We start from the raw sequence: 25,954 nt of genomic DNA, 5'->3' as shown, positions 1-25,954 counted from the left end.
CGGGTCGCGTAAAGCATACTGGCGACTCGCTAACACTCCGCAGGTGAACAAAGCCCTCGGCATCGCCCACTGGCGCAACCAAGGGCTTCTGAGCTTGACGGATCTCTACGCGCAGAATTCCTAAGGTTTCATGAACCGCCGTATGCCGAACGGCACGTACGGTGGTGTGGGAGGACGGGGGCTAGACGCCCCCTCCCACCCGATTGCGCCATCTGCTTGTCCAACACTGGCCGGGAATCCATCGCGATCCGGAATCCGGATCCGCGGCTCCTCCAGCCCGGCGTGGGCTCGAATTCGGCCCTACTTGCCCTTTATGCTGATTGCACCGGTCGCAGCATTCACGCTGTGGCAGTGAGTGCAGCTTCCATCATATGCCTTGATGAACGAGTTGTCCTTGCCTGTAAGATGAGCGGCGTGCATCAGTCCGCCCAGGTCTGCCCGCTTCGCGTGGCAGGTGTAGCACCCCTTGAGCGTTGACAGCATCGAATCCGAAGCCTTGGGGTGTTTCTTAAGGTTCTTAATCTCGGCAGGCAGCGAGTAGTCCTTGCCATCCGCTGTCTTCTTGTGGCAGTCAACACACCCGTTGGGGTTGACATCAGCCGCGCTGCCGAGCCCAGGCATGGGTTCCGCTGCGAACACTGCGATGGAGGCCGCTGCGACAGCCAGAATGGCAACGACTCCGATCAGCGCCAGAGACTTCCTCATGTACTACGCCTCCTTTCTGCAACTAGGGGTATCATTCAAGCCCCCACAGCGCGATTATACCACCTCTGAGCAGTTCATCCAAGATACCCGGGTCAGGTAATCGCGGCCCTCCGTCCGCCTTCATTGCTCGCTTCCGAAAAAGCGGAGCTTCACCGTAACCATAGGTGTTCCAAAGTCATAATCTATAGCGCTCTGAGGTTACGGCGCTCTGCGTGAAAAGGGGGGACGCGGTTATGGAGGAGGCGTCGAGTAGGGGGTTCATTACCGACATACTCGTCATGGGTGCGCTCCTGGCCAGCATGTGGCTTACTGCAGATGACGGAAAAGAAACGGATGATGCGTCGGTCGGGATGCCGCCCGAGGTGAGGCTGATTCCAGGTCGTGGTGAGCCTCCTCGATAGAGTCCATTGGGAGGTGAGGTTATGTTCGGGTCCAGGCGACGGCAGGAGACTCCGCGCGAGCCTTACAGGACTTCTCCGGACGGAAAGCCCAGGCATCAAAAGATCGTGATCTTCGACGAGAAGGCGCGCCGCGATGAGTGGTTTGGCATCCTCGAAAACTGCAGGGGGCACATACTGCGTGAACTCCCGCTGGTCCACGGCATGGTTGTGCTGGTTGATGAGGACGAATCTGGTGATGTGGAGTCGCTGGCCTCGAAAAGGGCCGGCGTTGTGAGGGTCGATGACGACCTGGATATCGAGATGGTGTATGAGCTCGGCTCACTGGCGTGGGGTCCCAGGACTCGCGAGGATATCCCCTGGGGAGTGGCTCGCATCCATCTGGAAGGCGTGGATAAGAGCGGTCGTGGCGTGAAGGTGGCGGTGCTGGACACTGGCGTGGATCAGACCCACCCGGATTTGGCAGGGAATATCAAGGCTAATCACACTCTTCTATCCGGGGCGATTTCGGCGAGGGATGACAATGGTCACGGAACTCACGTGATTGGCACCATCGCTGCCCTGCATAACGGGATTGGCATAACGGGCGTGGCGCCCAAGGCCTCTGTGTATGCGGTGAAGGTCCTCGATAGTAAGGGTTCCGGGAAGCTGTCAACACTCATCGAGGGCATCGGGTGGTGTCTCGACAAGGGCATCAAGGTCGTCAACATGAGCTTGAGTTCGAGCAAGGAGAACCAGACCTTCCGGGATGGAATCCAGAACGCGAGGCGGGCTGGGATGAGCATGGTGTGCGCAGCCGGAAATGAGGGACCCACTGCGAACAGTGTGGGGTATCCGGCGAAGTACGTCGAGACCATCGCGGTCACGGCCACGAATAAGGATGATGGAATCGCGGACTTCTCCAGCCGGGGAAGGGAAGTGGCTCTATGCGCGCCTGGCGTCGACATTCTCTCCACATGGCCGGGAAGGAAGTACCGGCGGAGTTCGGGCACCTCCATGGCCTCTCCGCACGTCGCCGGGGCGGTTGCGCTGCTGCTGGAGGCGGATTCCAGCCTCTCACCGTCGGACATCAAGTCGATACTGCAGTCCAGTGCAGATAGGCTGGATGGAGCATCCTCTGATGAACAGGGAGCTGGGATCATCAACGTCTCGGCTGCGCTGGCCAGGGTGTCGAAGAAGCGCGTGCTCGGACCGTGAGGAATTGGGGGTGATTCAATGAGAGTACCGACTGACCCCGAGAGCGTGGGGCTGATGCGAGCGCTCCGCCCGTTCCTGAGCAGTCGCGGGCAGGCGGCCGTGGATGATCTTCTGGGTTCCGTCAATCTCATAACGATCTTCGACTCCCTCGGGGGTGTCATGAAGAAGAGGCGTGGAGTGGGCGGAGATAGGCCTCTGGCGTTTCTTTCGAATCTTGCCAACATGGAGTTGGATCCCAAGACTGTGGCGAAGGCGGTAGATAACATGTTTGATTTCACAGGCGCACCCACCGACGATCTCGGAAAGGCCAAGGGGAATCAGGGTCAGCATCAGGGCGCGCCTCGACCGGAGGATGTGACCAAGTTGCTTCAGAGCATGATGGCGAGGGCCGCAGCCGACCCGAATTTCGCAGCAATGCTCGGTTCCCTGGCAGAGGAGGGCATGCGCTCCAATATCCTGCCTAAACTCGCGGATGTGCTCGGTGCGGAGGCGCCGCCAGAAGACAACAAGTGCGATCAATGAACAGCTCATCGGAGGTGGGAGAATGAAACTTGACGAGATCTTCTCCTCCCAGACTGGCGTCGGGCGCCTGTTGCCCCTGTTCCTGCTCCTCATCGTGTTCCTCTTCATCGAGTGGTGGTTCTGATCCGAAAGGGGGATTGCCAATGGCAGAAGAGTTGGCAGGTGTCAGGCACGCCGGGTTCATCTGGGGGTTCCCCTGGTGGTGGTGGCTTGCTCTGGTCGTGGTTGGCGTGGTCCTGTTCTTCATGTTCAAATAATCTTAGGAATGCTGCCGTCGTCATGCTGGGCCGCTGTTCCATGCGGCCCAGCTCGTTTCGCTTTGACCACGGCGATGGTATAATATCCATAAAGGCGTTCATGCAGGAGGTTGTGGCATGAGTGAACCTGCAAGACCAGGCATAGTCGTTATCGGACTGGGAGTGGCCGGCCTTTCAGCAGTGGAGGGCATACGCTCTGTGGATTCTGCTGTCCCTGTGACGGTGGTGGGTTCAGAGCCTTACCTCGCCTACTACCGCCCGCGCCTTTCCCATCTCCTCGGGTCTGAGATCTCTGCTGAGCAGATCGCGGTCAAGCGCGCTTCATGGTACGAGTCCAATCAAGTGCATACCATCCTGGGACGATCCGTCGTTGAGCTTAAGATAGCCGACAAGACCTTACTGCTAGATGATGGATCCCAGATCTCCGCTGACGCGGTGGTAATCGCCTGTGGAAGCAGCCCGTTCGTGCCGCCGCTCCCAGGGCTCGACCGGGGGCTGGTCTTCTCTCTGCGATCCATAGCTGATGCCAGGGCCATCACTGAAGCGTGCAGATCGGCATCGTCAGCATGCGTGATAGGAGCGGGTCCACTGGGCCTTGAGGCTGCGTGGGCCGTCTCGAGGCTTGGCGTGGCGGTGCACCTACTAGATAACGGACCCAGGTTGCTGTCGCGGGTCCTTGATGAAAAGGGATCCTCCGTGCTCGAAGACAGGGTGACGTCCGCAGGCATCACACTTCACCTTTCGGCTGTGTCGGAGGCTATCGCCTCAACCGGAGTCAGGTTGAACACCGGGCAGGAAGTGCCTGGAGCAATGGTGCTGTTCTCCACTGGAGTGAGGGCGAACCTGAGCCTTGCGAAAGCGGCCGGGCTCAGCGCGAACAGGGGAATTGCCGTCGACAGATCGATGCGTTCCTCCGTTCCGTGGGTGTACGCTGCCGGCGATGTTGCTGAGCTTGAGGGTTCTCCTGGCGGCACGTGGGGAGTTGCCATGGCTCAGGGCCGCGTCGCAGGCGCGAATGCGGCAGGCGCTGCAGAGGAGTACAAGCCCGTTCCGCCCTCCTATACGCTCATGGTGATGGGAACGAAGATCTTCACCATAGGCGAAGTCCAGGGCGGCGTCGGAACAACAGCAATAACCGATGATGATGCTGCGGGCCGGGGCGTCTATCGCAAGCTCGTCTTCGATGGAGACAAGCTTGTTGGAGGCCTTCTGATGGGGGACCTCGCGAAGTTCGACAAGGTTCGTGATGGAGTGGAAAAGCGGGCGTCGGTCTCGCTGGTCGCGTCTGATCCGAAACCTGCCTTTGGAGAGGTGCTGGAGGCTCTCGCACGATAGCACAATGCGAACGCACGCTGCGGGGGGACAAATCCGTGGTTGGAACATTTGTTAACGCTGGCGCGATAATCGCAGGAAGCCTTGCAGGGCTCATCGTAGGGCGGAGGCTTCCGGAGGCGATCTCCGACACGGTCATGCAGGGGGTCGGGCTGTTCACCGTCTTCCTGGGGCTGAGAATGGCCGGAGGGACCGAGAACCCAGTTCTCGTCCTAGTATCGCTGGCAGTGGGAACCGTAATCGGATCGCTGATAGATATCGAGCGACGCCTCGATGGCCTGGGGCAGCGGCTGAAGCGGATTGCTCCAGACGCAGCAGGGGCCACCTTCACCCAGGCATTTGTGGCGTCCAGCTTGCTCTACTGTGTGGGACCCATGGCGGTCATGGGCGCCATCCAGGATGGCCTGACCGGGGACTGGTCGGTGCTCGCCACGAAATCCCTGATGGACGGGATTACGTCTTGCGCGTATGCGTCCTCTCTCGGACTAGGAGTGGGATTCTCAGCTCTGCCGATCCTTCTGTACCAGGGAGCGATTACCATGCTGGCTGGAACAGTCAAGCCGCTGATGACAGACCCAGTGCTGCGTGAGATGACCGCGGTAGGGGGCATACTGGTGCTCGGAATCGGATGGAACCTGGCCATGCGCGCCAGATTCAGGATTGGGAACATGCTCCCTGCGGTGTTCGTGGCCGCGGCGGCAGCCTTCTTTCTTGCGTCATAACCAGTCCGCGCTATGCGGATCCAGTGTTCATCCAATGCTCGGAGGTGCCTCTGTAAAGCATGAAGCAGATCGGGAGAAGTGCGAAGGTAGTGGCCTTCGGATGCCAGATGAATGAGAGGGACTCGGAAACGATCTTGGGCCTTCTTGCGGGAATGGGCTACTCGCAAGCGAGGTCCACCAACGAGGCCGACGTAGTCATATTCGTCACCTGCTGTGTCCGGGAGAACGCCGAGAACCGGGCGATCGGCAATCTCGGCGACATGAAGCGGCTGCGCGAGAAGAAGCCCGGGATGATCGTTGGGATATGCGGATGCATGGTTCAGGAGCAGCACGTGCGCAACATGATACTTGAGAAGATGCCGTGGGTGGATCTTGTGTTCGGGACCCACAACATCCACCGCCTCCCGGAACTCCTACAGCGAGTGGCGGCGGGGGAGCGGGTCATCGAGGTGTGGGATGACCCTGGCGAGATCGCCGAAGGCCTTCCTGCGCTCCGCGCTTTCGGGCACAAGGCCTTCGTGAATATCACCTACGGATGCGACAACTTCTGCACTTACTGCATAGTGCCGTATGTACGAGGCAGAGAACGAAGCAGGCGGCTGCGGGATGTGGTGGAGGAGGTCCGGGCACTCGCTCGTGATGGATATCGCGAGGCAACGCTCCTGGGTCAGAACGTGAATTCCTACGGCAAGGGCCTAGGATCGGAGCGCGGAGCTGCGCCTGATTTTGCGGACCTGCTCCGAGCCGTGAACGATGTGGACGGGATAACCAGGATCAGATTCACTACGTCGCACCCTCGTGATTTCACCGACAAGATGATTGAAGCCTGCTCATCCTGCAGCAAGGTGTGCGAGCATTTCCACCTGCCTCTTCAGGCGGGGAGCAACAGAGTCCTGGCCCAGATGAACCGGGGATACACGGCTGAACAGTATCTCTCCCTGCTCACCCGGATCAGAAAGGCCATCCCCGGGGCATCGATAACAACCGATATCATGGTCGGCTTCCCAGGCGAAACCGAGGAGGATTTCCAGGACACCCTGAGGATTGTGGACCAAGCAAGATTCGATGCTGCGTTCACTTTCATCTACTCTCCGCGAGAGGGCACCAGTGCTGCCCGTATGGCGGATCAGGTGGACGAGGATGTGAAGCACAGTCGGATATACAGGCTCATTGAGCTTGTGAACAGGAACGCAGATGAGGTCAACTCCTCCCTCCTCGGCCAGACCGTGGAGGTCATGGCAGAGGGGCCGTCCGAGCGAGATCCGGAAGTGATGTCCGGGCGGACAAGGACAAACAAGATGGTTCACTGGCGGGCAAGTGCGCCACTGGCGCCCGGCGATCTCGCGATGGTCCGGGTTACAGAGCCACACACCTGGACTCTCCACGCCGAGGAGATCGGGGGAGCTGGTTGATGTCGAAGCCTACTCCCATGATTGAACAATACGCAGAGCTGAAACAGAAGCAGTCGGATGCAATCCTGCTTTTCCGACTCGGCGATTTCTACGAGATGTTCGGCGATGACGCCAAGATAGGCAGCCGCGAGCTGGGAATCGTTCTCACATCCCGTGAGGCCGGCCCAGGCAACAAGATGCCCATGTGTGGAGTGCCTCACCATGCAGTTGACTCCTACATCGCCACCCTGGTGCAGAATGGGCACAGGGTGGCAGTTGCCGATCAGATGGAGGATCCGAAGCTCGCGAAGGGGCTTGTGCGCCGCGACATCGTGAGAGTCGTGACCCCTGGCACTCTCACAGAGCAGGTGGATCCGAGGCGGAACAACTTCCTCGTGGCGGTGCTCACAGTGACAGGCGGCTCCGGCGCAGGGCTTGCTGCATGCGACGCATCCACAGGGGAGCTATCGGCGACACAGGTGGATGGGCCTGATGCAATGAAGCTTATCGCCGACGAGATCGAGAGGATAGGTCCAAGTGAGTGCATATACCCTGCTGACATGGGGGAATGCGGCGCCCAGGGCAACGCAGGGTTGCCTACGATACCAGCGAATTCCACAGCCTTCTCTCGCCCGCTAACCGATTTCGACCTATCGAGGGCCAAGTCTACGTTGCTATCTCAGTTCGGAACGGCATCACTTGATGGTTTCGGCTGCGCAGGCATGGAACTCGCAGTGAGGGCCGCAGGCGCGCTCGTGTCGTACATCCGGGAGACCCAGATGACATCTGTTCCCCAGATCTCCAGGATGCGCACATACCATCTCGGCGAGTTCATGCGACTCGATACTCCTGCCAGGAAGGCTCTGGATCTCTTCGGACGGGAGCGCGGGCTGCTTCCGGTGATCGACAACACCAGCACAGCCATGGGTGGACGGCTGATCCGGGCGTGGCTTGAGCGGCCGTCGGTCTCGGTTCGTGAGATCAATGAGAGGCTCGACGCCGTGGAGGAGCTTGCGGCAGACGTGATCCTCAGAGGCGATGTGCGCGCCGCGATGTCCAGAATACATGATCTGGAGCGAACCTGCGGCAGGATAGGCTGCCTCACAGCCGGGCCGAGAGATCTGATTGGGCTGGCGGCCTCGTTGGACGCTGCGGCGGGCCTTGCGCACCTTCTTGGCAAGGCATCGTCCAAACGCGTTCAAACCCTCCGCGACGAGCTGGATTCGGTGCCGGAGGCATCCGCAAGGATCCGCGAATCGATACAGGAAAGCGCGAAATCCTCACCCTCCGAGGGCGGCGTGATACGCAGTGGATACGACGAGGAAGTGGACGAACTGCGGAAGGCCTCCACCGAGGGCAAGGAATGGCTGCTGAAGCTGGAGGCTCAGGAGAAGGCCAGGACAGGGGTCAAATCTCTCAAGGTGGGCTTCAACTCCGTATTTGGGTACTACATCGAGATTAGTCATGCCAATGCCCACCTGGCGCCGGACGACTACATCCGCAAGCAGACTCTGGCCAATGCCGAGAGATTCATCACCCCAGCTCTGAAGGAGCTCGAGTCGAAAATCCTCGGCGCCGAGGAGAGGCTGGTGCGTCTGGAATCTGCCATCTACAGGCAGGTGCTTGAGGACGTCTCTCGCTATCTGCCAAGAATGCTGGAGACCGCCCGGGCAATTGCCCAGCTAGACGTGCTTGCGTGCTTTGCGGAGGATGCAAGGGCGATGGGGTATGTGAGACCGCAGGTGGATTCGGGCCTTGCCACGGTGATTCGGGAGGCCCGGCATCCGGTGCTCGAGAAAGTGATCGGCCCATCGCGTTACGTTCCCAGTGATATCGATATGGCGTGTGATGATGCCCGGCTGGTAATCATAACAGGCCCCAACATGGCCGGGAAATCTACGGTGCTCGCAACTGTCGGACTCATAACCCTCATGGCGCAGGTTGGATCGTTCGTGCCAGCCCGAGAGGCGCAGGTCGGAGTGTGCGACGCGATCTACTACCGCACCGGATCCTACGATGACATCAGCTCCGGCAAGAGCAGTTTCATGGTGGAGCTTCTCGAAGTAGCCACAGTTCTGAATACGGCCACAGGGCAGAGCCTGATCCTCATGGACGAATTGGGCCGTGGGACCAGCACATACGATGGAATGGCCCTGGCGTGGGCAGTGGCGGAGTGGATACACGACCAGGTCGGCGCGCGCACAATGTTCACTACCCACTATCATGAGTTGGCCGCGCTTGAGGAGAGGCTTCCCTACGCCCGCAACTACCACGTGGGAGCGGTGGAACGCGGCGGCGAACTCACATTCCTCTACAGGCTCGCCCGCGGATCGGTCGACAAGAGCTACGGCCTGAATGTGGCCAGGATGGCCGGGCTTCCGCGCGAAGTGATCCGCCGCGCGCAGCAGATTCTGAAGGATCTCGAGAGCATCCAGCCCTCAGGAGGACGCCAGATGACCCTTTTCGGCTGGGCGGCTGAGCCGCCTGTCGCAGGCCTGGAAGCTCAGTCGAATACTGCCTCCGACATCGCCGCGTGGGCGCCCAAGGTGTATGAGCGTCTGCGGGATGTGGATCCGGACGGGCTTGCCGCAAGAGAGGCCCTGGACCTGGTTTACGAGCTCAAGGCCATGGTTGAGGAGTGATCGGCGTGCGAATAATCTTGCTGTCACAGGATATCGCCAACAAGATCGCCGCTGGAGAGGTCGTGGAGAGGCCTGCCTCTGTGTTGAAAGAACTCGCCGAGAATTCGATTGATGCAGGCGCGGCGAGCATTCAGATTGATGTGCTCGGCGGGGGCCTAGAGCAGATTTCAGTGACTGACGATGGGTGCGGCATGAGCCCCGAGGATGCCCAGCGGGCCTTCGAAAGGCATGCCACGAGCAAGATCTCTGCCGCCGAGGACCTGTTCTCCATCGGCACCCTGGGCTTTCGAGGAGAGGCATTGCCCAGCATTGCGTCTGTGGCCCGTGTTGTGTTAATCACAAGGGAACAGGAAGCGGCCGAGGGAACGATGGTTACTGCTGAGGGCGGCCTTGTCGGCAAGCCATCTCCAGTTGGAGCGCCCCGAGGAACCACAGTGACAGTCCGCGACCTTTTCTTCAACACCCCTGCCAGGCTCAAGTATCTCAGGTCTATCGCTTCCGAGACCAGGAGAGTTATCGATGTGGCGGGAAGGCTTGCCCTTGCCCATCCTGAGGCATCGGTTTCGCTGAGTGTCGGCGGAAAGACGGTCTTCACAACTCCTCGTGGAGGCAGCCTTCGAGAGGCCATTGTGTCGGTTCTCGGCATTGACCTAGCGAAAGCCATGGCGCCTATCGACCGAAGCCAGCAGGGAATATCTGTGAGGGGTTTCATCGGACCAGCCAAGTTCGCCAAGTCAGCACGGGATGTGCAGCAGATCTTCGTCAATGGCAGGCCGGTGTCGTCGAAAACCGCCTGGGCAGCCATAGACCGCGCCTACGATAGAACGGTCCCCCCAGGCAAACACGCACCGGTGGTGCTATCGATAGAGGTGGACCCGTCTATGGTTGACGTGAACGTCCACCCTGCCAAGAGCGAAGTGCGTTTTGCGGCTGATTCCCAGGTTTACTCTGCAGTGTACAACGCGGTGTCGGCAGCGCTTCGAGGCGGCGCCGGCGCCGCGGAGATACAGCCAGAGGCGCTGGCAGAGGCTCCGGCAGCTGTGATCGCGGACGACCGCTTCGGATGGGCGCGAGAGCCGTGGGGATACCCCGGCACTGCGAATCCAGTGCGGTACGCGGGTGGTCGAGATCTGGCCAGCGCGGCCTTTGATGGAGCAAGTCAGAGAGATTCCAGTGCCCCCGAGCCTGCGGTTGAAGCTGCAGTTGGGGCCGCAGTTGTTCCAGTGAGGATCATCGGGCAGTTGTCTGACACTTACATCCTCGCCGAGTCAACCAACGGCCTGGTCATCGTGGACCAGCATGTTGCCCATGAGAGGATCCTTGTAGACCAGTTCAGGCAGGAGTACGCGATGGGAACCCCGTCATCTCAGCTTCTGCTGGCGCCTGCGGTTGTGGAGCTATCTGCAGCCGACGCTCAACTCATCGCGGATAACCTCGCCACCCTATCGAAGATGGGTTTCGATGTTGATGTGTTCGGAGTCAACTCCATCGTGGTGAGGGGAGTGCCGACCCACAGTGAGGATGTGGCGCCGGAGGACGCACTGGCGGCCGCGGTGGAAGGGATAGTCGCTGCGCCGCCTGGATCAGATCCAGTGTCAATGGCCGACCATATAGCCATATCCCTGGCGTGCAAGGCCGCAGTGAAGGCCGGAGGGCGTCTGCGCCCAGAGGAGATGGAGTCCCTACTGGAGAGGCTGTTCCGGACGAGCGATCCATACAGATGCCCTCATGGACGGCCGATCGTCGTGGTTATCCAGGGAGACGATCTGGCGAGGAGTTTTGGACGGAAGTGACAGGTGCAGGCGGAATCGCCGTGACCACATCGATGCGCGCGGGAGATCGGGAGGCGGCCCACGCACAGCATCTCGCCTCGCTTCTCGGTGCGACCTATTCCGAGCGCCTCGGACGTTCTCTGCCAGAGGTGGCGGCGGGCGCAGCTGCCGACGGGGCAATCGAGGCCATAGTCGTGGTGGAGGCTGGCAGGACAAGTCTGGTGTCTCTGGCCCCCGACGGCGCAGAGACCGGACGCCTGTTCTTTCATCCAGGGATGGCGCTCATGAGGATACGACGACTCGCATCTGGCGGGCGGGACCCGATGGTAGATGCGATGGGTCTTGTGCCTGGAGACACGGTCCTCGATTGCACCCTGGGCCTGGCGTCAGATGCGGTAGTCTCATCTTGGGTGGTGGGCCCAAGCGGGCATGTGCTGGGAATCGAGGCAAGCCCCGTCCTTGCCGTGCTCGTGCGGGAAGGTCTCATGGATTACTCCGATGCCGAGGAAGATGTCCTTGCAGCCATGGGGCGAATTGAGGCGGAGTGCGGCCTACACGAGCACTACCTTAGTGAGTCTGGCGGCGGCAGCTTTGATGTGGTCTACTTCGACCCCATGTTCAGGTCTCCCGTCACAGCGTCGCCTGGAATAGCGCCTCTCCGCGCGTGGGCCCATGCGGGAAACCTTTCCCCGCAGGCGTTGAACGAGGCGGTTCGGGTGGCGAGGAGAAGAGTGGTCGTGAAGGATCGCCACTATGGAGGAGAACTGGCAAGGCTCGGAATCACAGAGCGTTCGGGAGGACGAAAGAGCAGCGTGGAATATGGCATCATCCATGTAGACGCTGTGGGAGGGCACAGATGAACGCAGGAGCACACCGACCTCCTCTCATAACCATTGTGGGGCCTACTGCAGTCGGAAAATCCGCGGTTGGGCTCGCGCTCGCTCCCAAGCTTCGAGGAGAGATCATCTCCGCTGATTCCATGCAAGTCTACCGGGGTATGGACATCGGAACTGCGAAGCCAACCCCGGCGGAACAGGGATGCGTGAAGCATCGCCTGATCGATGTGGCAGACCCTAACGAGCTGTTCTGCGTGGCGCGGTATCAGGAACTCGCGCGCGCTGCGATACGTGAGATATGGTCTGAGGGGCGGATGCCCATCATGGTGGGAGGCACAGGCCTGTATGTCGATGCCACGGTCCGTGGTTTTCTCTTCCCTGATGAAGGCCGCAATGAACAGATCAGGGCCAAACTGGAGCAGGAAGCTGCAGCTGTGGGGAACGCCGTTCTCTACAGCAGGCTCTCCGAGGTGGATCCAGCCGCGGCCGCGCGCATACACCCGAACGATCTCCGCCGAATGGTGCGAGCGCTTGAGGTGTATGAGGTTACGGGCACACCCATAACCGAGTTGCAGCGCCTGCACGAAGGGGAATCCGAATTCGACGTCAGGCAGTTCGGACTCAGGATGAACAGGGACCTCCTCAACGAGAGGATAGACGCAAGAGTCGATGATATGATCGATGCGGGCCTTCTCGACGAGGTCCGCGCGCTTGTCGCCCGAGGCTGCGAGGAAAGGTTCACCGCACTTCAGGCCATCGGATACAAGGAACTGGCGGCGTTCCTTGATGGGCGGGAGGGCCTTGACGAAGCAGTGGAAACAGTCAAATCGGAGACCCGAAAGTACGCAAAACGCCAGATGACATGGTTCAGGAAGAACAGGGACATCCACTGGCTGGATGTCGATGGTTCCTCCTGCCCCAATGAGATAGCAGATGAGATAATAACGATTCTCGGCGGCTGGCTGGAAGAGGTGGACTACAAACTCGATGAAGGGCTTTGACGCACAGATCGGACAGGCACTAGGAGTCGACCCAGACCTGCTGGATCTCGCCAGGGAGGTTAGGGCTGGTATCGCGGGGGATGTTGCGGCAGTAGATGAGATATCGAGGATGAACACAGGCAAGGTGCTGCAGGCGTTCGCAGTCGCTGGCCTTGGTGAACATCACTTCGGGGGTGCAACAGGCTACGGGTACGACGACGTCGGGCGCGAGAGGCTCGAAAACGCGTTCGCTGCTGCATTCGGGGCTGAGGCCGCCCTCGTCCGAATGCAGATGGCATCGGGGACCCACGCCCTCTCCTGCGTGCTTTTCGGCATCCTCAGGCCAGGCGACACGATGGTCTCTGCGTGCGGCGCGCCGTACGACACCATGACCACTGTGATAGGTTGCGGCGCCCGGGTGCACCGGGGGTCCCTCGCTGAGTTCGGCGTAGGGTATCGAGAAGCGGCGCCGGCGGAGGATGGCGGTCCCGATCTGCCTGGAATCGCCAGGGCCTCGGAAGCCGCAAGGCTCGTACTGGTTCAGCGGTCAAGGGGCTACTCATGGAGGCGCTCCCTGTCAGTGGACGATATCAGGGAGATCTGCAGTTGCGTCAAGGCTGCGAACCCTGAGGCTATCGTGTTCGTCGACAACTGCTACGGGGAGTTTACAGAGGACATGGAGCCAACTGCAGTTGGGGCCGACATCGCCGCAGGATCACTCATAAAGAATGCAGGCGGAGGCGTCGCACCATGCGGCGGATACATTGTCGGCAAGCGGGATTACGTTGAGATGGCTGCGGAGAGGCTCAATGCCCCTGGCCTCGGGTCACACTGCGGGCCGAGCCTGGGGTTCACCAGAGATCTCGCCCTCGGGCTTTTCCTCGCGCCGCTGATAACCGGAGAGGCCCTGGCAGGATCCATCTTCGCAGGCGCATTCCTCTCCCGGCTCGGGTTCGAAGTGTCTCCGATGCCCGGAGAGCAGAGGCACGACATCGTTCTCGCTGTGAAACTCGGAAGCCCGGACAATCTATCAGCCTTCTGCCGAGCGGTCCAGCAGAGCTCGCCGATCGATTCCGGAGTCACCCCCGAGCCTGCGCCGATGCCCGGCTACGACGACCAGGTGATCATGGCGGCTGGCGCCTTCACCCAGGGCGCCTCCATCGAGCTGTCGGCCGATGCGCCCCTGCGGCCTCCGTATACTGTGTATCTGCAGGGTGGACTGATCAGGCATCAAGTGGAATTTGCGATGCTCCGATTCGCGCAGTGCCTTCGCAGGAACCAGCGGCAGCGGAGTTGAAGTAGGGGAGGGGAGGTTGATCGCCAAATGCATGCTATGGTGCGGAACGCCCGCAATCTGGCAGTTGCGCTCGTCGCTGCACTCATCATCCTCGGTCTGCCAGCAGGAACTCTCCTCGCCGGAGGAAGCGCACCGGATTCGGCGCAAGGAGCGGCGGCCGGGGCCGCGCGGGAGAGCGCAGCTACTCCCGACGCTATCCCTGCAGATTGGGTAGCCGCCTACGAATCCGGGCAGGCGGTTGCCGTGAGGAGCATCATCACGCAGCTATCGCCGGGGATCAACAGGCTAGTACTGACGGGGATTCCGGGCACTGTGGATTCCGGGGCATCGGAGATCACGGTCGTTTCTGGAAAAGGCGTCATTGCCGCAGTATCGAAGCGATATGACCCGACGAATGGGGAACTGGCGTTCAACGTGATGTCGGATTCGGAAGGACCAGCAACCTTCAGGGTCATCTATGCGTTCTCCGGGCTCAACTGGATGGCGTCCTACAGCGCACTCCTCGGCGCGGCCGACGAGTCGGCCGAGATCCTCGGATGGTGCACCGTGTCGAATCGGACTACAGCCGACATCTCCTGCGACCGTCTTACCCTAGTGGCAGGCCCAGCAAATGCACTGCCGGGAAAGGCGGACTACCGGGGCGGAGCGGCTCTTGGGAACACAGTGAAAGTCCTCTCCAAGCCGGATCCCATGCCTTCCGGGTCATATTCCCATATCCAGCTATTCAGGGCGGAGAATGTGCCCGCGCGGCTTGTGTACGTGGTTGATCGAGTTGCCGCCACTATCCCGGATGCTGCTGGAACGAAGAAGGAAGAGAAACCGGTGATGCTTGCCCTCGACATACCCAGCCCCAAGGACGGCGCGGTCCCGTTTCCGCTTCCAGCAGGCAAAATGATGGTGTATTCCCGTTCACGCGACGGTTCTGCCTACCTGCTCGGCGCGGACACGCTGCCTGCATCTCCGCATCCGGCACAGCTCCTGGTGAGGCTGGGAAAGGCGAGCCAGCTCAGGGCCGAGAAGGTGCGGACTGATCAGAAGAAGGTGGGGTCCAGCTCATGGGAGGAAGCCTACCAGGTCAGGATCACCAACCAGGGCCAGCAGGATGTTGAAGTCATCGATATCGAGGAGCTGCCCGGAGAGTGGACGATGCTCCAGAGCACCCCGTCCACGTGGACCAAGGGCAGCGGAGGGCTCGCTCTCTTCACAGTACAGGCGCCTGCAGGCGGGCAGGCTGAGATTCTGTTCAGGGTCAGATACACAATATAGTCGGGAGGCCAGTTTCAGTGGACAACTCCTTCGGAGGAGCTCTGGTCGAGAATTCTTACGGCTCGTGCCTGCTGATAGAGAAGGACATCACGACGATTGGGCCACGGAAAGGTGATGGCGATCCTATTGCTGCGATCGCCCGTAACCTGCAGCTGGTGTACGGGATCGGCCCTATCACCGAATCACGGCTGAGGGATGAGGGATATGCCACCATCTTCGACCTGGTGCAGCATGAGCGGTGGGCGGACCGCGCACGTCTTGTCGTGGAGGCGCTGGAGAACGCTGATGGTCGCGCACTCTCAAGCTGCGGAGTTCCGGATATGGAGCTTCTCACGATGTGCAGCCCAGAGGAGGTCGTGTTTCTCGATATCGAAACCTGCGGTCTCCCATCCACAGCCGCCCTTTTCATGGTGGGCCTACTCCTGCCGGGCAAAGAGGGATTTCGGCTCTGCCAGCTCTTCGCCAGCGAATACGATGACGAACCCGCAGTGCTCGACGAGGCGATGGCGAGGCTCGCTTGCGCGCGCGCCATCATCACATACAATGGGAAGTCGTTCGACATTCCATTCATCCGAAGGCGCCTCGCCTATCACGGCCAGGATGATCGAATTGCGGCGTGCATTGTCGACCTGTGCCACCCCGCAAGGCGCAGATACAGAAACCACCTTCCGAACTGCCGCCTGTCAACCATAGAGGATCTTATCCTCGACCACCCCCGAGTTGACGATGTCCCCGGGAGTCTCATTCCACAGATGTACGCGCAGTTCGTCCGGACAGGGGATTGGGACATCATCAGTCCTGTGGTATTCCACAATGAGCTGGACCTCCTCGCCATGGCCAGTCTGCTGCCACTGCTCGCGTGATCCCCGCATAATTCTCAGCGCGCCTCATATAGATGTAGCGTCATTCAGCAGGTACAACCCGCATGCGTCCACTCGGGTGCGAGGCCGCCTCCACCCGGACTCGATGCGAGGGAGGGCAGATGGATGGAGCGATTTGATATCTTCCAGCACATTGCGGAGCGCACCGGGGGCGACGTCTACATTGGCGTGGTTGGCCCTGTCAGGACCGGGAAGTCCACCTTCATCTCCAGGTTCATGGACTCCATAGTCCTGCCCAACATAAAGAACGCCTACGAGAAAGAGCGCACCCGAGACGAGCTGCCACAGAGCGGGGCCGGGAGGACCATCATGACCACCGAGCCCAAGTTCGTCCCGGGCGAGGCGGTCGAGGTCACGTTTGCCGACAATATCAAAGCGTCAGTCAGAATGGTGGATTGCGTGGGCTATTCGGTGGCAGGCGCCCTCGGATATGAGGAGCTAAATGCGCCCCGCATGGTTCGCACACCCTGGTTCGAGGATGAGATCTCGTTCCAGAGAGCCGCCGAAATCGGAACCGCGAAAGTGATTCAGGAACACTCAACCATAGGCCTGGTCGTCACGACCGATGGATCGATCACCGACATTAAGAGGGAGCACTACGTAGACGCAGAGCAGAGAGTCGTCTCAGAACTCAAGGAACTCGGCAAGCCCTTCATCGTGGTCCTGAATTCGACTCATCCTCAGGCGGAAGAGACCCGGGGGCTCGGAGAGGTGCTGGCGCGTGAGTACGACGTCCCGGTCATCCCCATCGACTGCCTTCGCACCTCGAACGAGGAGATAATGCAGGTTCTCTCGGGCGTACTCCACGAGTTCCCTGTCAGGGAGATCTCAGTGAGGCTCCCCGACTGGGTGGCTGAGCTGGATGAATCCCATCCAATTCGCGCCGGGTTCATCGAAAGCGTTAGGGACGCAGTGGCCACGATACAAAGGGTCCGCGATGTGTCGCGGGCAGTTCAGATGCTGGGCATGGCGGAGAACACCGAATCTGCCATGGTGACTCTGCTCGACATGGGAACCGGAAGAGTGCAGATCGGCCTGACCGCGCCTCGGTCCCTGTTCTACACGGTAATGTCGGAGATGAGCGGGTTCGCGGTTGTGGGAGACTCGGACGTCATCCACATGATGCGCGATCTAACTCACGCCAAGCGCGAGTATGACAAGGTATCAACCGCGCTAGATCAGGTGAGAGCCAAGGGCTACGGGATCGTAATGCCCTTCCTCGATGAGATATCGTTCGAGGAGCCCGACATCATCAGGCAGGGCAACAGATGCGGCGTGAGGCTGAAGGCCACAGCTCCTTCGATACACATGATCCGGGCGGACATAAGAACCGAAGTGACCCCGCTCATGGGCACAGAGAAGCAGAGTGAAGAGTTCGCACACGAGATCGCCGAGGAGTTCTCAGAGAACCCCGCAAAGCTCTGGGAGACAGAGTTTCTGGGGAGATCCATGCAGGATCTGATCAAAGAAGGAATAGAAGCGAAGCTCGCCCACATGCCCGAAAACGCCCAGGAGAAGCTGCAGGAGACCCTGACGAAGATAGTGAACGAGGGCAGCGGCGGACTGATCTGCATCATCTTGTAGACGACGTGCGCCGCCCCCTTGCGCCTCAGGTAATAATGGCGCGTGCCACTGGAAAGCATAGTGCTTGAAGGGGGCGAGACGAATGACCAAGTCCGACCTGGTGGATGCTATCGCCGGAAAGACGGGCTTGACGAAGAAGGACTCCGGCAAGGCCGTGGATGCAGTGTTTGACACGATTAAGGAAGAGCTGAAGTCCGGCGAGAAAGTGCAGCTCGTGGGGTTTGGGAGTTTCGAGGTAAAGGCACGCGAGGCACGGGTGGGCAGAAACCCCAAGACCATGGAGGAGATCAGGATCCCCGCCAGGAAAGTGCCGGTGTTCAGAGCAGGGAAAGAACTAAAGGAATCGGTGCTCTAGACTGCCTAGATCACCGAGACTGCCTCAACTGCCTCGACTGTCGGATTAGCGGTCGCGCTGCTGATCTGATGGCATCGCACGATCGATGCTCAGGGGCTCACAACACGCGGAAAGGCCAAGCGTAGCACCTTCGGCTACGCTTTCCTTGCTGTACTGGAAGCGTGGGAGAGTGGAGCTTACTCCGAGGCGAATTGCAGGCTAGCGCTTACAGCGCTATCGACCGCAGCATCGTTGCCCGCGACCAGCCTTACGAGGAAACTCGGTAGAAACTCCGTGAGCAGCATGGCGCCGTCGGCATGTATCGACTCAGGTTCCCACCTTCTCAGACCAGTTCGCCGGTATGTAGCTTCAATTGCACAGTGCTCGCCTGCAGAGGTCGTAACCTCCGCGCGAGTGATGAGCCACGTCAGTGCGTCAACAGTCAGCCTCCAGTGAAGCGGCTCCAGTGCGTCATCTCTGGATGCGGCGGACACGATCCAGTGTCCATTGTTGTCAGTGGGCCAGGCCTCGACGGAGAGGCTGTACTCACCAGAGGTGAACTTCTCAGGATCGACGAAGATGATGCCGCGGTGCGGGCGTATCGTCACACCGAGCCACCTCACGGCCACATAATTCGGCCGTCTGGCAATGAGGTGGATCCGTGTGCTCATTACCGTCTTTCCGTTTACGGTGATACGGGCCATAGCCGGCGCCTCGAATGACGTCAGATCTGCCTGCGCGGAGAGCATCTTCTCAAGCACCATCGACGCCTCGGAATCCTTAGCTGGCGACGGTTGCGCATCGGCAAAGGCGCGCGTAGGCGCTGAAGACGCAGTCGACATGAGGAGAATAGCTGCAAGCAGCAGGGAGAGCAGTGCACGCACACTGACTTCCGACTCGATTTCGAACCTCACCGCCAGTTTCATCCAGATGCCCCCGTTCAGCCACGACATACCGCGAATCATATCATTATACCATCCCGGCATCGGCTTTCGCAGGCCAGAGAAGGCCGGCAGAGGAATGGCGGAACCGCCGCTCTCCGCCGGTCGGACGTCAGTTAGGCGGCACGGCAGTATAGTTCTACGCGCGGCAAGCCATGTCAAGCAGTTCCAGCGTGTAGCCCGCCTCTTTCAGCATGTGATCGAGAATGGAGAACGGGAAGTTCACCTCGCCAGTAGGCACGGCGCAGGTCCCGACGACCGTCTTGAGCGACTGAAGCTGGCCCGCCCAGGAAACGACCAACTCCCTGGCCGATGAGAGCAGGTCTTTCATCTGACATATGGTCGAGCCGCGCTCGACCGCTTCGGCCATGCGGTTGCGCAGGGCAAGTATGGCCTCTCCGGTTGCGGCCGCATCTTTCGATAGTTGATCCTGCGTTCCTGGCCTGAAGTATATGCTGAGAGTGGCTGCATGCTCCCCATTGATCTCGGTGAAGAACAGTGTCTCGTCGGTCAAGACGAGTGCTCCTGCTTCGCCCAGGCTGGGAATGAGGCTCCGCGGAGCCAGCGCTGCGGGCTCGGCCTTGTGGCAGTTGGGAGCGGGGATCTTCAGATCCTCGCGAGTGGGCGCCTGGCCTCCGACTAGTCCATTGACAATCCCAAGGTACAGATCCGCCTCCCGGCGGACGTGCTCGATGAGTCCGGCGGGCCTATCAGTTCGGATCTGGCACTTCTCGATCAGCCCAGTGAGGGCGGCCTTGAAGTCGCGCAGAGGGACAACGACTCGGTTTGTCTCCGCGATGAAGCACTCTGCCTGGCCTGGAGGGAAGGGAGGGGTAGTCTCACGGACAGCGGCGAGAACTCCATCGATGGCCACCCCAAGGGCATCAGAGTACCGGAACACGTCGTCGGCGGCTAGGTCGAATCCATTGCGAATGAGCCTGGCGTGGTCTGACATGATTGGCAGCCAGAACCTCATCTCCTCAAAAGCCGCAGTGGCCTCTCGTTCCCCAAGGCATGCTCCTTGCCAGATTGGCGCCGGAATGGAGCTCGAGTAATCGAAACCCATGTCTTGTCCACCTCCGCTATCGGTCATAATGATACGATAGTTCGCGTGGGTGGGTTTCGTTACCGTGGTGGTCGACTAAAGTGCAGTCGCATATGAAGCTGCCAATCGCCACCCACAGTATAGAAGAGCCTACCAGCTCCCAAGGGGACGTGGCCCCTCGGGAGCTGGCAGGCCCTTGTGGACCACCTGGTGGACCGCCTGTGGGAACGCCGCGGACAGGTGGATGTCGTTACGATATGCGATCTTTGGAGGCAGTATCGAGAACCGCGGCCCGTATCTTCGGGAGAGCTTCCTCAGCTACCCGTCGTCCTTCCGCGATGAGTTCGGGGGCGAGCCAGAACTCCTCGGCCTGCACCTGTCCAACTGCTGGTTTCAGCATAACGGTTGCCAGCTGCGAAAGGGGAGCAGCCACGAGCTTGCCCATGATATCAAAGGCATTGATGATGGTTGTGACTATCGAGGGAGGCTTGCCCTCCCGGTCCGGCTGCGCCCTGAGGGTGGGCATGACGTCAACAGCGATAGTCACATCCACATTGAGCGCCGTGAGGTAGTTTACGGGAATTGGGTTGAGAATGCCTCCGTCCACAAGAACCCGGCCCTCGTGCAACACCGGCTGGAATACCCCTGGGATCGACGATGACGCACGCATTGCCCGGTAGACTGGCCCGTTTTCCATGACCACCTCATCGCCGGTTAGGATGTCGGTGCATGCGCACGCGAATGGGAATCGCATTTCACTGAAGGACTTGCCTCCTGTCAGTGACCTCAGGAGTTCCTCAATCCGTGTGCCAGCTATGAGCCCGCCTTTTCGGGGCACAACGAAGTCGGTGTAGCGAAGAACCTCCCGCCTGTTGACCAAGAGAGCCACCCTTTCAAGGTCGTAGGCTTCCATCCCCGACGCGTAACATCCCCCTATCACGGATCCGATGCTCGTTCCCACGATGATGTCTATTGGGATCTGAGCACGCCACAGTACATCCAATACTCCGATGTGAGCGAGGCCACGGGCAGCGCCAGACCCGAGGGCAATACCGACAGAGCGGCGGTTGAGCCCATTCATCCGTTTCTCGAAGCGCTCTTTGGTGCTGCTCAGATGTTCCTTGAGGACTCCCAACGGGGTGCCTGTGATCTCCATGTCCGTCGCCTCCAATCGGTTGCACAAGGATCCGGTGAAAGTGTGCGAATCATGATGGTGAAGTGGAAGGGTAGACGCAAAAAGCCCCGAAACCTTCGTTTCGGGGGAGTTCTTTATGGTCGGAGCGGGGAGACTTGAACTCCCGACCTCTTGCACCCCAAGCAAGCGCGCTAGCCAAACTGCGCCACGCCCCGGACCTGTTACGAATGTGATTGTATCAGATGCAGGCAATCGGGTCAAGGCACGTTTCGATTACATTTCAATGCCGGGCGGCATCGGACATGGGCCGCAGCACGTCGGAATGATGAGACACCCAGAGGGCGGAGCGTGAGGCCCTGCCCTCTGACGCAGTCATCTCGGCAGGCGCACGATGCTAATAAGGACAGAGCCACCCGATCATTAGGCATACGAGGAAACAGACCGCCGCCACACATGCCCAGAACCACCATGGAACGAAGAACCATGCCGATTTCAAAGCTTCCATGACCCGCTTTCACCTCCGCGAGGCGCCTACTGCATCATATGGACTGCTTCCCGGTACGGAGTCATGCCGGCAGCAGCCAAATGTGAGAGGGCGACTCGCCTTCTGCAACTGATGCGCAAGAGCCCGGTGCTCCTATGAGCCCGAAACATCCCGCAGGTGTATGCAACGATGGAGGGGTATGAGCGGAGTCCGGGTGGGGGCGAAGGGGGGCGAGGGTAGGTGTTCGACCGACTTGCCATCGGCTTCGCGAGAGGGTATGATCATCTATGTGGCGGTGGGAAATGGGAACCCGCGCCATGCAGGCATCGTTACTACTAGGTGTGAGGTTTGGACACGATTACGCAGGGATCGGCGATGTCGGTCCTGACGTGAGGCAGGCGCATACTGATGGATGATGAACGCACAGCCGTTGCTGACTCAGAGTCAGCAGAACCGGAATCCGGTGCAGCACCGATGCCGGAATGTGCAAAGCCGGTTCCGGAGTTGGATCCGGATGCCGCGGCCGCTGCTGCGGCAGCAGCCGAGATCGCCCGAACTGAGGCAGCACAAGTTCAGGCTGCCCGCCAGAGAAAGCAAGCGATTGTTCGAGAGGTCAAGGATTACATGCAATCCATAGTGCTAGCGGTGTTTCTCGCTATGCTCATCATGACCTTCATTGGGCGGTCGTTCGTGGTTGAAGGAGCGTCGATGGAGCCCACTCTGCACAACCGCGAGCGTGTCATTGTGGAGAAGATATCGTATCGGTTCACGAGCCCATCGCGTGGAGACATCATCGTGCTCAAGAACCCCTGGAGGCCGGATCCGGTTGGATTCGGTGCAGCAGTTGAAGCCATGAAGGAGCTTGTGGATGTCACCGGGCGAATGAGGCCCTACATCAAGAGGGTAATTGCGCTCGCAGGCGACACCATCGAGATCAACGCGGGGGTTGTATTCCTGAATGGCAAGGCTCTAGATGAGCCGTACATCATGGAACCGCCCTACTACAACTATGGTCCGTCAGTTGTGCCTGAAGGGCATGTGTTTGTAATGGGGGATAACCGCAACAATTCCGACGATAGTCGCGGGAGTGTTGGCTTCCTGAAGATCTCCAGGATTGTGGGGCGCGCAGCGGTCAGATACTGGCCTCTCGCTCGCACCACCGCCTTCGAGAGGCCAAACGTGTACTGACGCGCGCGGCTTGGCACAGTACAATGCGCAGGCTCAGCCCAGCACGCGGCGCCGGGAAGCACTGCACCATCCACAGGATAGCGGACGAGTTGAAGCCCCTGACCCGAACGGCCGGGGGCTTCAGTCACTGTGCGTGAGGCGCACCAGCTAGTCAGGGTCCACCAATCCTAGGCGAACGGCTCCGTAGTGGAGAAATAACCCGCACGACTTGCACACTGCCACAACCGTGGGCGCCCCGTTCTCCGGGTCAGCGCCTCGCGTGTCCTCTGAGTACACGTTCGACACAAACACGAGGGGCTGCACTTCCCACTGCCTTCCACCGCATGATGGACATCCGTGCTTTGGGACTCTGCCTCTTATGGCGCCGAGAATATCTTCCTCGCTGGGCATGAGCGGCACCTCCGACAATAGCTGCGATGGTACCGTATTCCTCAGGCGCGGAACATGACACGGCGCCGGGCGAATAATGGCCTACTTAAGGTCTGTTGTGCAATGAGCGCACTTGACCGCGTGATAGGGCACTTCCGATAGACAGTACGGGCAATGCTTAGTCGCAGGCTCCGTGGGTTCGGAAGTCGCAGGTTCCTTGCGCTCGAGTAAGGCTGCAGTGTTGCGCATCTTGTTCATCCACTTGACAATCAGGAACAGAGCGAACGCGACTACGACGAAGTCCATCACCGTGTTCAGGAACAGACCATAGTTCAGGGTGGGAGCTCCTGCTGCCTTCGCCTCTGCGATCGAGGCATAGTGCTCACCGGATAGGCTCACGAACAGATTGGAGAAGTCCACGCGCCCAATCAACAGGCCTATAGGCGGCATTATGAGGTCATTCACCAGCGAGGTCACGATCTTCCCGAAGGCGCCTCCGATCACAATTCCTATCGCCATGTCAACTACGTTCCCGCGCATTGCGAATTCCCGAAACTCCTTGAGCAATGTTTCACCTCCAATGATCGTGGTCGCGACTTACCGATTCGACACCCGGTGTGGGTATCCTGCATCGCCGCCGGATGGATGGTCCTGTGCATCGACTTCATGCGGTCGTGAGCAGCGATGCATTTCCGAAGAGTCGCTCAGATGGAGCGTTTCGCGGAGCGTTGGGGGAGCGTTCTCGCGTTTGACAGCCTTCGCCTTATGCCATATAATGATCACGTGCCTTGCGGGGTGCGAGGTCGAGGTGTAGCGCAGTTTGGTAGCGCGCTTGGTTCGGGACCAAGAGGCCCCGGGTTCGAGTCCCGGCACCTCGACCATTTCCTTTCCTTACTCGCGAGAGTGGCGGAACGGCAGACGCATCAGACTTAGGATCTGACGGGGCGACCCGTGCGGGTTCAAATCCCGCCTCTCGCACCAAACTGTCTACAATGGCGCTTCTACCTGGAGATATCGACGGCTGCCGCTGGGCCTGGCGCCCAACCGGTGGCCGTTCTCTTTTCCTGCGTCCCTGCAATCCGTCTGTGCGCTCGAAAACGAATCGCGGTTCTTGGGATTCCGATCCCGTGGGCACTCAATGTCGGTCAAACCGGCATTGTCGCGCGATCAATGCGACTCAAACGGACATTGACCGTGTGGTCAGTGTCCATTTCGTCGACATTGACGATCCGCCCCCCCGCAGTCGAGGCTCACGCGGATTCCATGGCGCACCCGGACCATTTCCAGAAGCGCGTCTAGCAGGGAATGGCCTATGGCACATTATGCTATGCGTTTCGCCGCGAAAGCTCCTCGTCAGGGCGGTGCGAGGCCGCTGCCGTGGAGCCCTGTGTATGGCTCTGCAGCCCGCACGCGCCACCCCGGCCATGGATGGATGCCGATGCCAAACTGTGCAATAATCTGTGTTAGACAGTGCGGACTTCCGGCAGGCCCTGCAGGGCGCGGCATGGGAAGTGGTGGAGGAAATCACTAGTCCGCTGGAATTGAGGTGTTCCTAGATGGAGGATAATCAGCAGCATACAGCTGTTCCTGGGCTTTGGGAGGGCGGCGAGCGCAGGGATGACCTCGCAGATCTGGCTTCGGTGGCTTCGGCAGTGGAACAGTGCAGGCGTTGCGGCCTTGGGTCCACACGGACCAATGCGGTTCCGGGAGAAGGAAACCCGCAGGCGCGTATTATGTTCATAGGAGAAGGTCCGGGCGCAGAGGAAGACGCACAAGGCAGGCCGTTCGTGGGCGCCGCTGGCAGGCTCCTGGATAGGATAATCGCGGCGATGGGGCTCAAGCGCGAGGAAGTCTTCATAGGAAATGTGGTCAAGTGCAGGCCACCTTCGAATAGGGTTCCCGAACCAGAGGAGATGCGTGCGTGCATGCCCTATCTGGCCCGCCAAATAGAACTCATCAGGCCCAGTGTAATCGTGCTGCTCGGCGCCACAGCCCTCAAGGGCATGATTGATCCGAACGCAGGCATCACCAGGATGCGTGGCCAATGGCTTGAACGAGGCGGAATCATGGTGATGCCGACCTTCCATCCCGCAGCGCTTCTCAGGGATCCAAGCAAGAAAGCGCCAGTGTGGGAGGACATGAAGAAAGTCATGGCGCGCATGTGATATGGTTCTCGCGATTGCGGGTAGAATAACTCCACATGCGCGGTAATAGGCTTCCAACGGAGGTACGCTCCTGAGGAGGTGCGGAAAGGATGGGGGCCGGCTCTCTTAGGCGCGAGAGCGACCGAATCCAGATCTCCGCGTGGAAGCTGGTCTTGCTCGGATGCGCAGTCAGTTTCGGTATGACGGCAGTGCTGTCTGCAGTGGGTGGCGTTCTAACTACCTTATTCACCTTCAGACCCGACACGATCGAGACCGCAATCCCAATGATAGGCTATCTCAGTGCTGGAATCGGTGGCCTGTACGTAGGCAGGAGGGCAGGGGAGAAGGGGGGTAGAAACGGGCTCATCGTCGGGCTCGCCTATCTTGGCCTAGTGCTCCTGGTGTCGGTGGCCGTGGTTCGCGAGCCAATGAATTCCGCGTCGGTGCTCACGCGCGGCGTGTCAACGATCATAGTGTCTACACTGGGAGGGATAATCGGCGTCAACCTATAGAGTTTCTGATCGTGTGCCAT

The 25,954-nt window shown here is 59.8% G+C and carries 24 protein-coding genes and 3 tRNA genes; 20 read left to right on the top strand and 7 right to left on the bottom strand.

What is annotated here, in order from left to right:
- Positions 1-300: 300 nt before the first annotated feature.
- Positions 301-705, bottom strand: a complete 405-nt coding sequence (locus VB144_01160) for a hypothetical protein (GenBank protein MEA4882263.1) — start codon at positions 703-705, stop codon at positions 301-303.
- A 233-nt stretch (positions 706-938) separates the two neighbouring features.
- On the opposite strand from VB144_01160, the gene VB144_01155 reads away from it, so the two are divergent.
- The 15 genes from VB144_01155 (at position 939) to VB144_01085 (ending at position 18,137) form a co-directional block, all read left to right on the top strand.
- Positions 939-1,106 (top strand): hypothetical protein, encoded by a 168-nt coding sequence (locus VB144_01155; GenBank protein MEA4882262.1) that lies wholly within the window; start codon positions 939-941, stop codon positions 1,104-1,106.
- A gap of 21 nt (positions 1,107-1,127) precedes the next feature.
- Positions 1,128-2,300, top strand: coding sequence for a S8 family peptidase (locus tag VB144_01150; protein MEA4882261.1), 1,173 nt, complete (start codon positions 1,128-1,130; stop codon positions 2,298-2,300).
- 18 nt (positions 2,301-2,318) lie between these two features.
- On the top strand, positions 2,319-2,822 hold the full coding sequence (locus VB144_01145; GenBank protein MEA4882260.1) for a hypothetical protein: 504 nt from the start codon (positions 2,319-2,321) through the stop codon (positions 2,820-2,822).
- A gap of 374 nt (positions 2,823-3,196) precedes the next feature.
- Positions 3,197-4,414: an FAD-dependent oxidoreductase gene (locus tag VB144_01140; GenBank protein MEA4882259.1), complete on the top strand. Its 1,218-nt coding sequence runs from the start codon at positions 3,197-3,199 to the stop codon at positions 4,412-4,414.
- Positions 4,415-4,449: 35 nt separating this feature from the next.
- Positions 4,450-5,133 carry a DUF554 domain-containing protein gene (locus VB144_01135; protein ID MEA4882258.1) on the top strand — a complete coding sequence of 228 codons (684 nt, stop codon included), beginning with the start codon at positions 4,450-4,452 and terminating at the stop codon, positions 5,131-5,133.
- 59 nt (positions 5,134-5,192) lie between these two features.
- Positions 5,193-6,545 (top strand): tRNA (N6-isopentenyl adenosine(37)-C2)-methylthiotransferase MiaB, encoded by a 1,353-nt coding sequence (miaB, locus tag VB144_01130; protein MEA4882257.1) that lies wholly within the window; start codon positions 5,193-5,195, stop codon positions 6,543-6,545.
- Complete coding sequence (mutS, locus tag VB144_01125) at positions 6,545-9,166, top strand: DNA mismatch repair protein MutS (protein MEA4882256.1); 2,622 nt, start codon at positions 6,545-6,547, stop codon at positions 9,164-9,166. The genes miaB and mutS overlap by 1 nt, the downstream gene beginning before the upstream one ends.
- Positions 9,167-9,171: 5 nt before the next feature.
- The gene (mutL, locus tag VB144_01120; protein MEA4882255.1) at positions 9,172-10,959 is read left to right on the top strand and encodes a DNA mismatch repair endonuclease MutL; all 1,788 of its coding nucleotides are present in this window, start codon (positions 9,172-9,174) and stop codon (positions 10,957-10,959) included.
- The gene (locus VB144_01115) at positions 10,956-11,798 is read left to right on the top strand and encodes a class I SAM-dependent methyltransferase (GenBank protein ID MEA4882254.1); all 843 of its coding nucleotides are present in this window, start codon (positions 10,956-10,958) and stop codon (positions 11,796-11,798) included. Before mutL ends, VB144_01115 begins: the two co-directional genes overlap by 4 nt.
- Complete coding sequence (miaA, locus tag VB144_01110; GenBank protein ID MEA4882253.1) at positions 11,795-12,775, top strand: tRNA (adenosine(37)-N6)-dimethylallyltransferase MiaA; 981 nt, start codon at positions 11,795-11,797, stop codon at positions 12,773-12,775. Before VB144_01115 ends, miaA begins: the two co-directional genes overlap by 4 nt.
- Positions 12,762-14,051 carry a methionine gamma-lyase family protein gene (locus VB144_01105; protein ID MEA4882252.1) on the top strand — a complete coding sequence of 430 codons (1,290 nt, stop codon included), beginning with the start codon at positions 12,762-12,764 and terminating at the stop codon, positions 14,049-14,051. Before miaA ends, VB144_01105 begins: the two co-directional genes overlap by 14 nt.
- 27 nt (positions 14,052-14,078) lie before the next feature.
- The gene (locus tag VB144_01100; protein MEA4882251.1) at positions 14,079-15,317 is read left to right on the top strand and encodes a hypothetical protein; all 1,239 of its coding nucleotides are present in this window, start codon (positions 14,079-14,081) and stop codon (positions 15,315-15,317) included.
- 17 nt (positions 15,318-15,334) lie between these two features.
- A complete protein-coding gene (locus VB144_01095; protein ID MEA4882250.1) occupies positions 15,335-16,180 on the top strand; it encodes a ribonuclease H-like domain-containing protein in 846 nt (281 codons plus the stop codon).
- A 123-nt stretch (positions 16,181-16,303) separates the two neighbouring features.
- The gene (gene spoIVA, locus VB144_01090) at positions 16,304-17,782 is read left to right on the top strand and encodes a stage IV sporulation protein A (GenBank protein MEA4882249.1); all 1,479 of its coding nucleotides are present in this window, start codon (positions 16,304-16,306) and stop codon (positions 17,780-17,782) included.
- 82 nt (positions 17,783-17,864) lie between these two features.
- The gene (locus VB144_01085; GenBank protein MEA4882248.1) at positions 17,865-18,137 is read left to right on the top strand and encodes an HU family DNA-binding protein; all 273 of its coding nucleotides are present in this window, start codon (positions 17,865-17,867) and stop codon (positions 18,135-18,137) included.
- A 176-nt stretch (positions 18,138-18,313) separates the two neighbouring features.
- Here VB144_01085 and VB144_01080 read toward each other — a convergent pair whose 3' ends face one another.
- The 4 genes from VB144_01080 to VB144_01065 form a co-directional block, all read right to left on the bottom strand.
- The gene (locus tag VB144_01080) at positions 18,314-19,042 is read right to left on the bottom strand and encodes a hypothetical protein (protein MEA4882247.1); all 729 of its coding nucleotides are present in this window, start codon (positions 19,040-19,042) and stop codon (positions 18,314-18,316) included.
- 154 nt (positions 19,043-19,196) lie between these two features.
- Complete coding sequence (locus VB144_01075) at positions 19,197-20,123, bottom strand: DUF2935 domain-containing protein (protein ID MEA4882246.1); 927 nt, start codon at positions 20,121-20,123, stop codon at positions 19,197-19,199.
- A 229-nt stretch (positions 20,124-20,352) separates the two neighbouring features.
- A complete protein-coding gene (locus VB144_01070) occupies positions 20,353-21,258 on the bottom strand; it encodes a patatin-like phospholipase family protein (protein MEA4882245.1) in 906 nt (301 codons plus the stop codon).
- Between the two features lie 116 nt (positions 21,259-21,374).
- A tRNA-Pro gene (locus VB144_01065) sits at positions 21,375-21,452 on the bottom strand.
- A 677-nt stretch (positions 21,453-22,129) separates the two neighbouring features.
- Here VB144_01065 and lepB point away from each other — a divergent pair.
- Positions 22,130-22,909: a signal peptidase I gene (gene lepB, locus VB144_01060; GenBank protein ID MEA4882244.1), complete on the top strand. Its 780-nt coding sequence runs from the start codon at positions 22,130-22,132 to the stop codon at positions 22,907-22,909.
- 147 nt (positions 22,910-23,056) lie between these two features.
- On the opposite strand, the gene VB144_01055 is transcribed toward lepB, so the two are convergent.
- Both VB144_01055 and mscL read right to left on the bottom strand, forming a co-directional pair.
- A complete protein-coding gene (locus VB144_01055; protein ID MEA4882243.1) occupies positions 23,057-23,299 on the bottom strand; it encodes a hypothetical protein in 243 nt (80 codons plus the stop codon).
- 81 nt (positions 23,300-23,380) lie between these two features.
- The gene (gene mscL, locus VB144_01050; protein ID MEA4882242.1) at positions 23,381-23,845 is read right to left on the bottom strand and encodes a large conductance mechanosensitive channel protein MscL; all 465 of its coding nucleotides are present in this window, start codon (positions 23,843-23,845) and stop codon (positions 23,381-23,383) included.
- A 237-nt stretch (positions 23,846-24,082) separates the two neighbouring features.
- Between mscL and VB144_01045 the strand changes: the two genes are divergently transcribed.
- From VB144_01045 to VB144_01030, 4 genes are all read left to right on the top strand, one after another.
- Positions 24,083-24,159 (top strand) — tRNA-Pro (locus VB144_01045).
- 16 nt (positions 24,160-24,175) lie between these two features.
- Positions 24,176-24,259: transfer RNA gene (locus VB144_01040), tRNA-Leu, on the top strand.
- Between the two features lie 575 nt (positions 24,260-24,834).
- A complete protein-coding gene (locus tag VB144_01035; protein MEA4882241.1) occupies positions 24,835-25,443 on the top strand; it encodes a uracil-DNA glycosylase in 609 nt (202 codons plus the stop codon).
- 89 nt (positions 25,444-25,532) lie between these two features.
- On the top strand, positions 25,533-25,934 hold the full coding sequence (locus VB144_01030) for a TIGR04086 family membrane protein (GenBank protein MEA4882240.1): 402 nt from the start codon (positions 25,533-25,535) through the stop codon (positions 25,932-25,934).
- Positions 25,935-25,954: the final 20 nt, after the last annotated feature.

This window comes from Clostridia bacterium (assembly GCA_034926675.1).
Taxonomy (GTDB): domain Bacteria; phylum Bacillota; class DTU025; order DTU025; family DTU025; genus JAYFQW01.
This window is presented reverse-complemented; position numbering and strand designations above follow the sequence as displayed.

Coding starts and splice junctions, on each gene's coding strand:
- VB144_01150 (MEA4882261.1), top strand. CDS start 1,128: ATGTTCGGGTCCAGGCGACGGCAGGAGACTCCGCGCGAGCCTTACAGG.
- VB144_01055 (MEA4882243.1), bottom strand. CDS start 23,299: ATGCCCAGCGAGGAAGATATTCTCGGCGCCATAAGAGGCAGAGTCCCA.
- lepB (MEA4882244.1), top strand. CDS start 22,130: ATGGATGATGAACGCACAGCCGTTGCTGACTCAGAGTCAGCAGAACCG.
- VB144_01160 (MEA4882263.1), bottom strand. CDS start 705: ATGAGGAAGTCTCTGGCGCTGATCGGAGTCGTTGCCATTCTGGCTGTC.
- mutS (MEA4882256.1), top strand. CDS start 6,545: ATGTCGAAGCCTACTCCCATGATTGAACAATACGCAGAGCTGAAACAG.
- VB144_01085 (MEA4882248.1), top strand. CDS start 17,865: ATGACCAAGTCCGACCTGGTGGATGCTATCGCCGGAAAGACGGGCTTG.
- VB144_01080 (MEA4882247.1), bottom strand. CDS start 19,042: ATGAAACTGGCGGTGAGGTTCGAAATCGAGTCGGAAGTCAGTGTGCGT.
- VB144_01035 (MEA4882241.1), top strand. CDS start 24,835: ATGGAGGATAATCAGCAGCATACAGCTGTTCCTGGGCTTTGGGAGGGC.
- VB144_01100 (MEA4882251.1), top strand. CDS start 14,079: ATGCATGCTATGGTGCGGAACGCCCGCAATCTGGCAGTTGCGCTCGTC.
- VB144_01105 (MEA4882252.1), top strand. CDS start 12,762: ATGAAGGGCTTTGACGCACAGATCGGACAGGCACTAGGAGTCGACCCA.
- VB144_01070 (MEA4882245.1), bottom strand. CDS start 21,258: ATGGAGATCACAGGCACCCCGTTGGGAGTCCTCAAGGAACATCTGAGC.
- miaB (MEA4882257.1), top strand. CDS start 5,193: ATGAAGCAGATCGGGAGAAGTGCGAAGGTAGTGGCCTTCGGATGCCAG.
- VB144_01075 (MEA4882246.1), bottom strand. CDS start 20,123: ATGGGTTTCGATTACTCGAGCTCCATTCCGGCGCCAATCTGGCAAGGA.
- VB144_01155 (MEA4882262.1), top strand. CDS start 939: ATGGAGGAGGCGTCGAGTAGGGGGTTCATTACCGACATACTCGTCATG.
- miaA (MEA4882253.1), top strand. CDS start 11,795: ATGAACGCAGGAGCACACCGACCTCCTCTCATAACCATTGTGGGGCCT.
- spoIVA (MEA4882249.1), top strand. CDS start 16,304: ATGGAGCGATTTGATATCTTCCAGCACATTGCGGAGCGCACCGGGGGC.
- VB144_01030 (MEA4882240.1), top strand. CDS start 25,533: ATGGGGGCCGGCTCTCTTAGGCGCGAGAGCGACCGAATCCAGATCTCC.
- VB144_01145 (MEA4882260.1), top strand. CDS start 2,319: ATGAGAGTACCGACTGACCCCGAGAGCGTGGGGCTGATGCGAGCGCTC.
- VB144_01140 (MEA4882259.1), top strand. CDS start 3,197: ATGAGTGAACCTGCAAGACCAGGCATAGTCGTTATCGGACTGGGAGTG.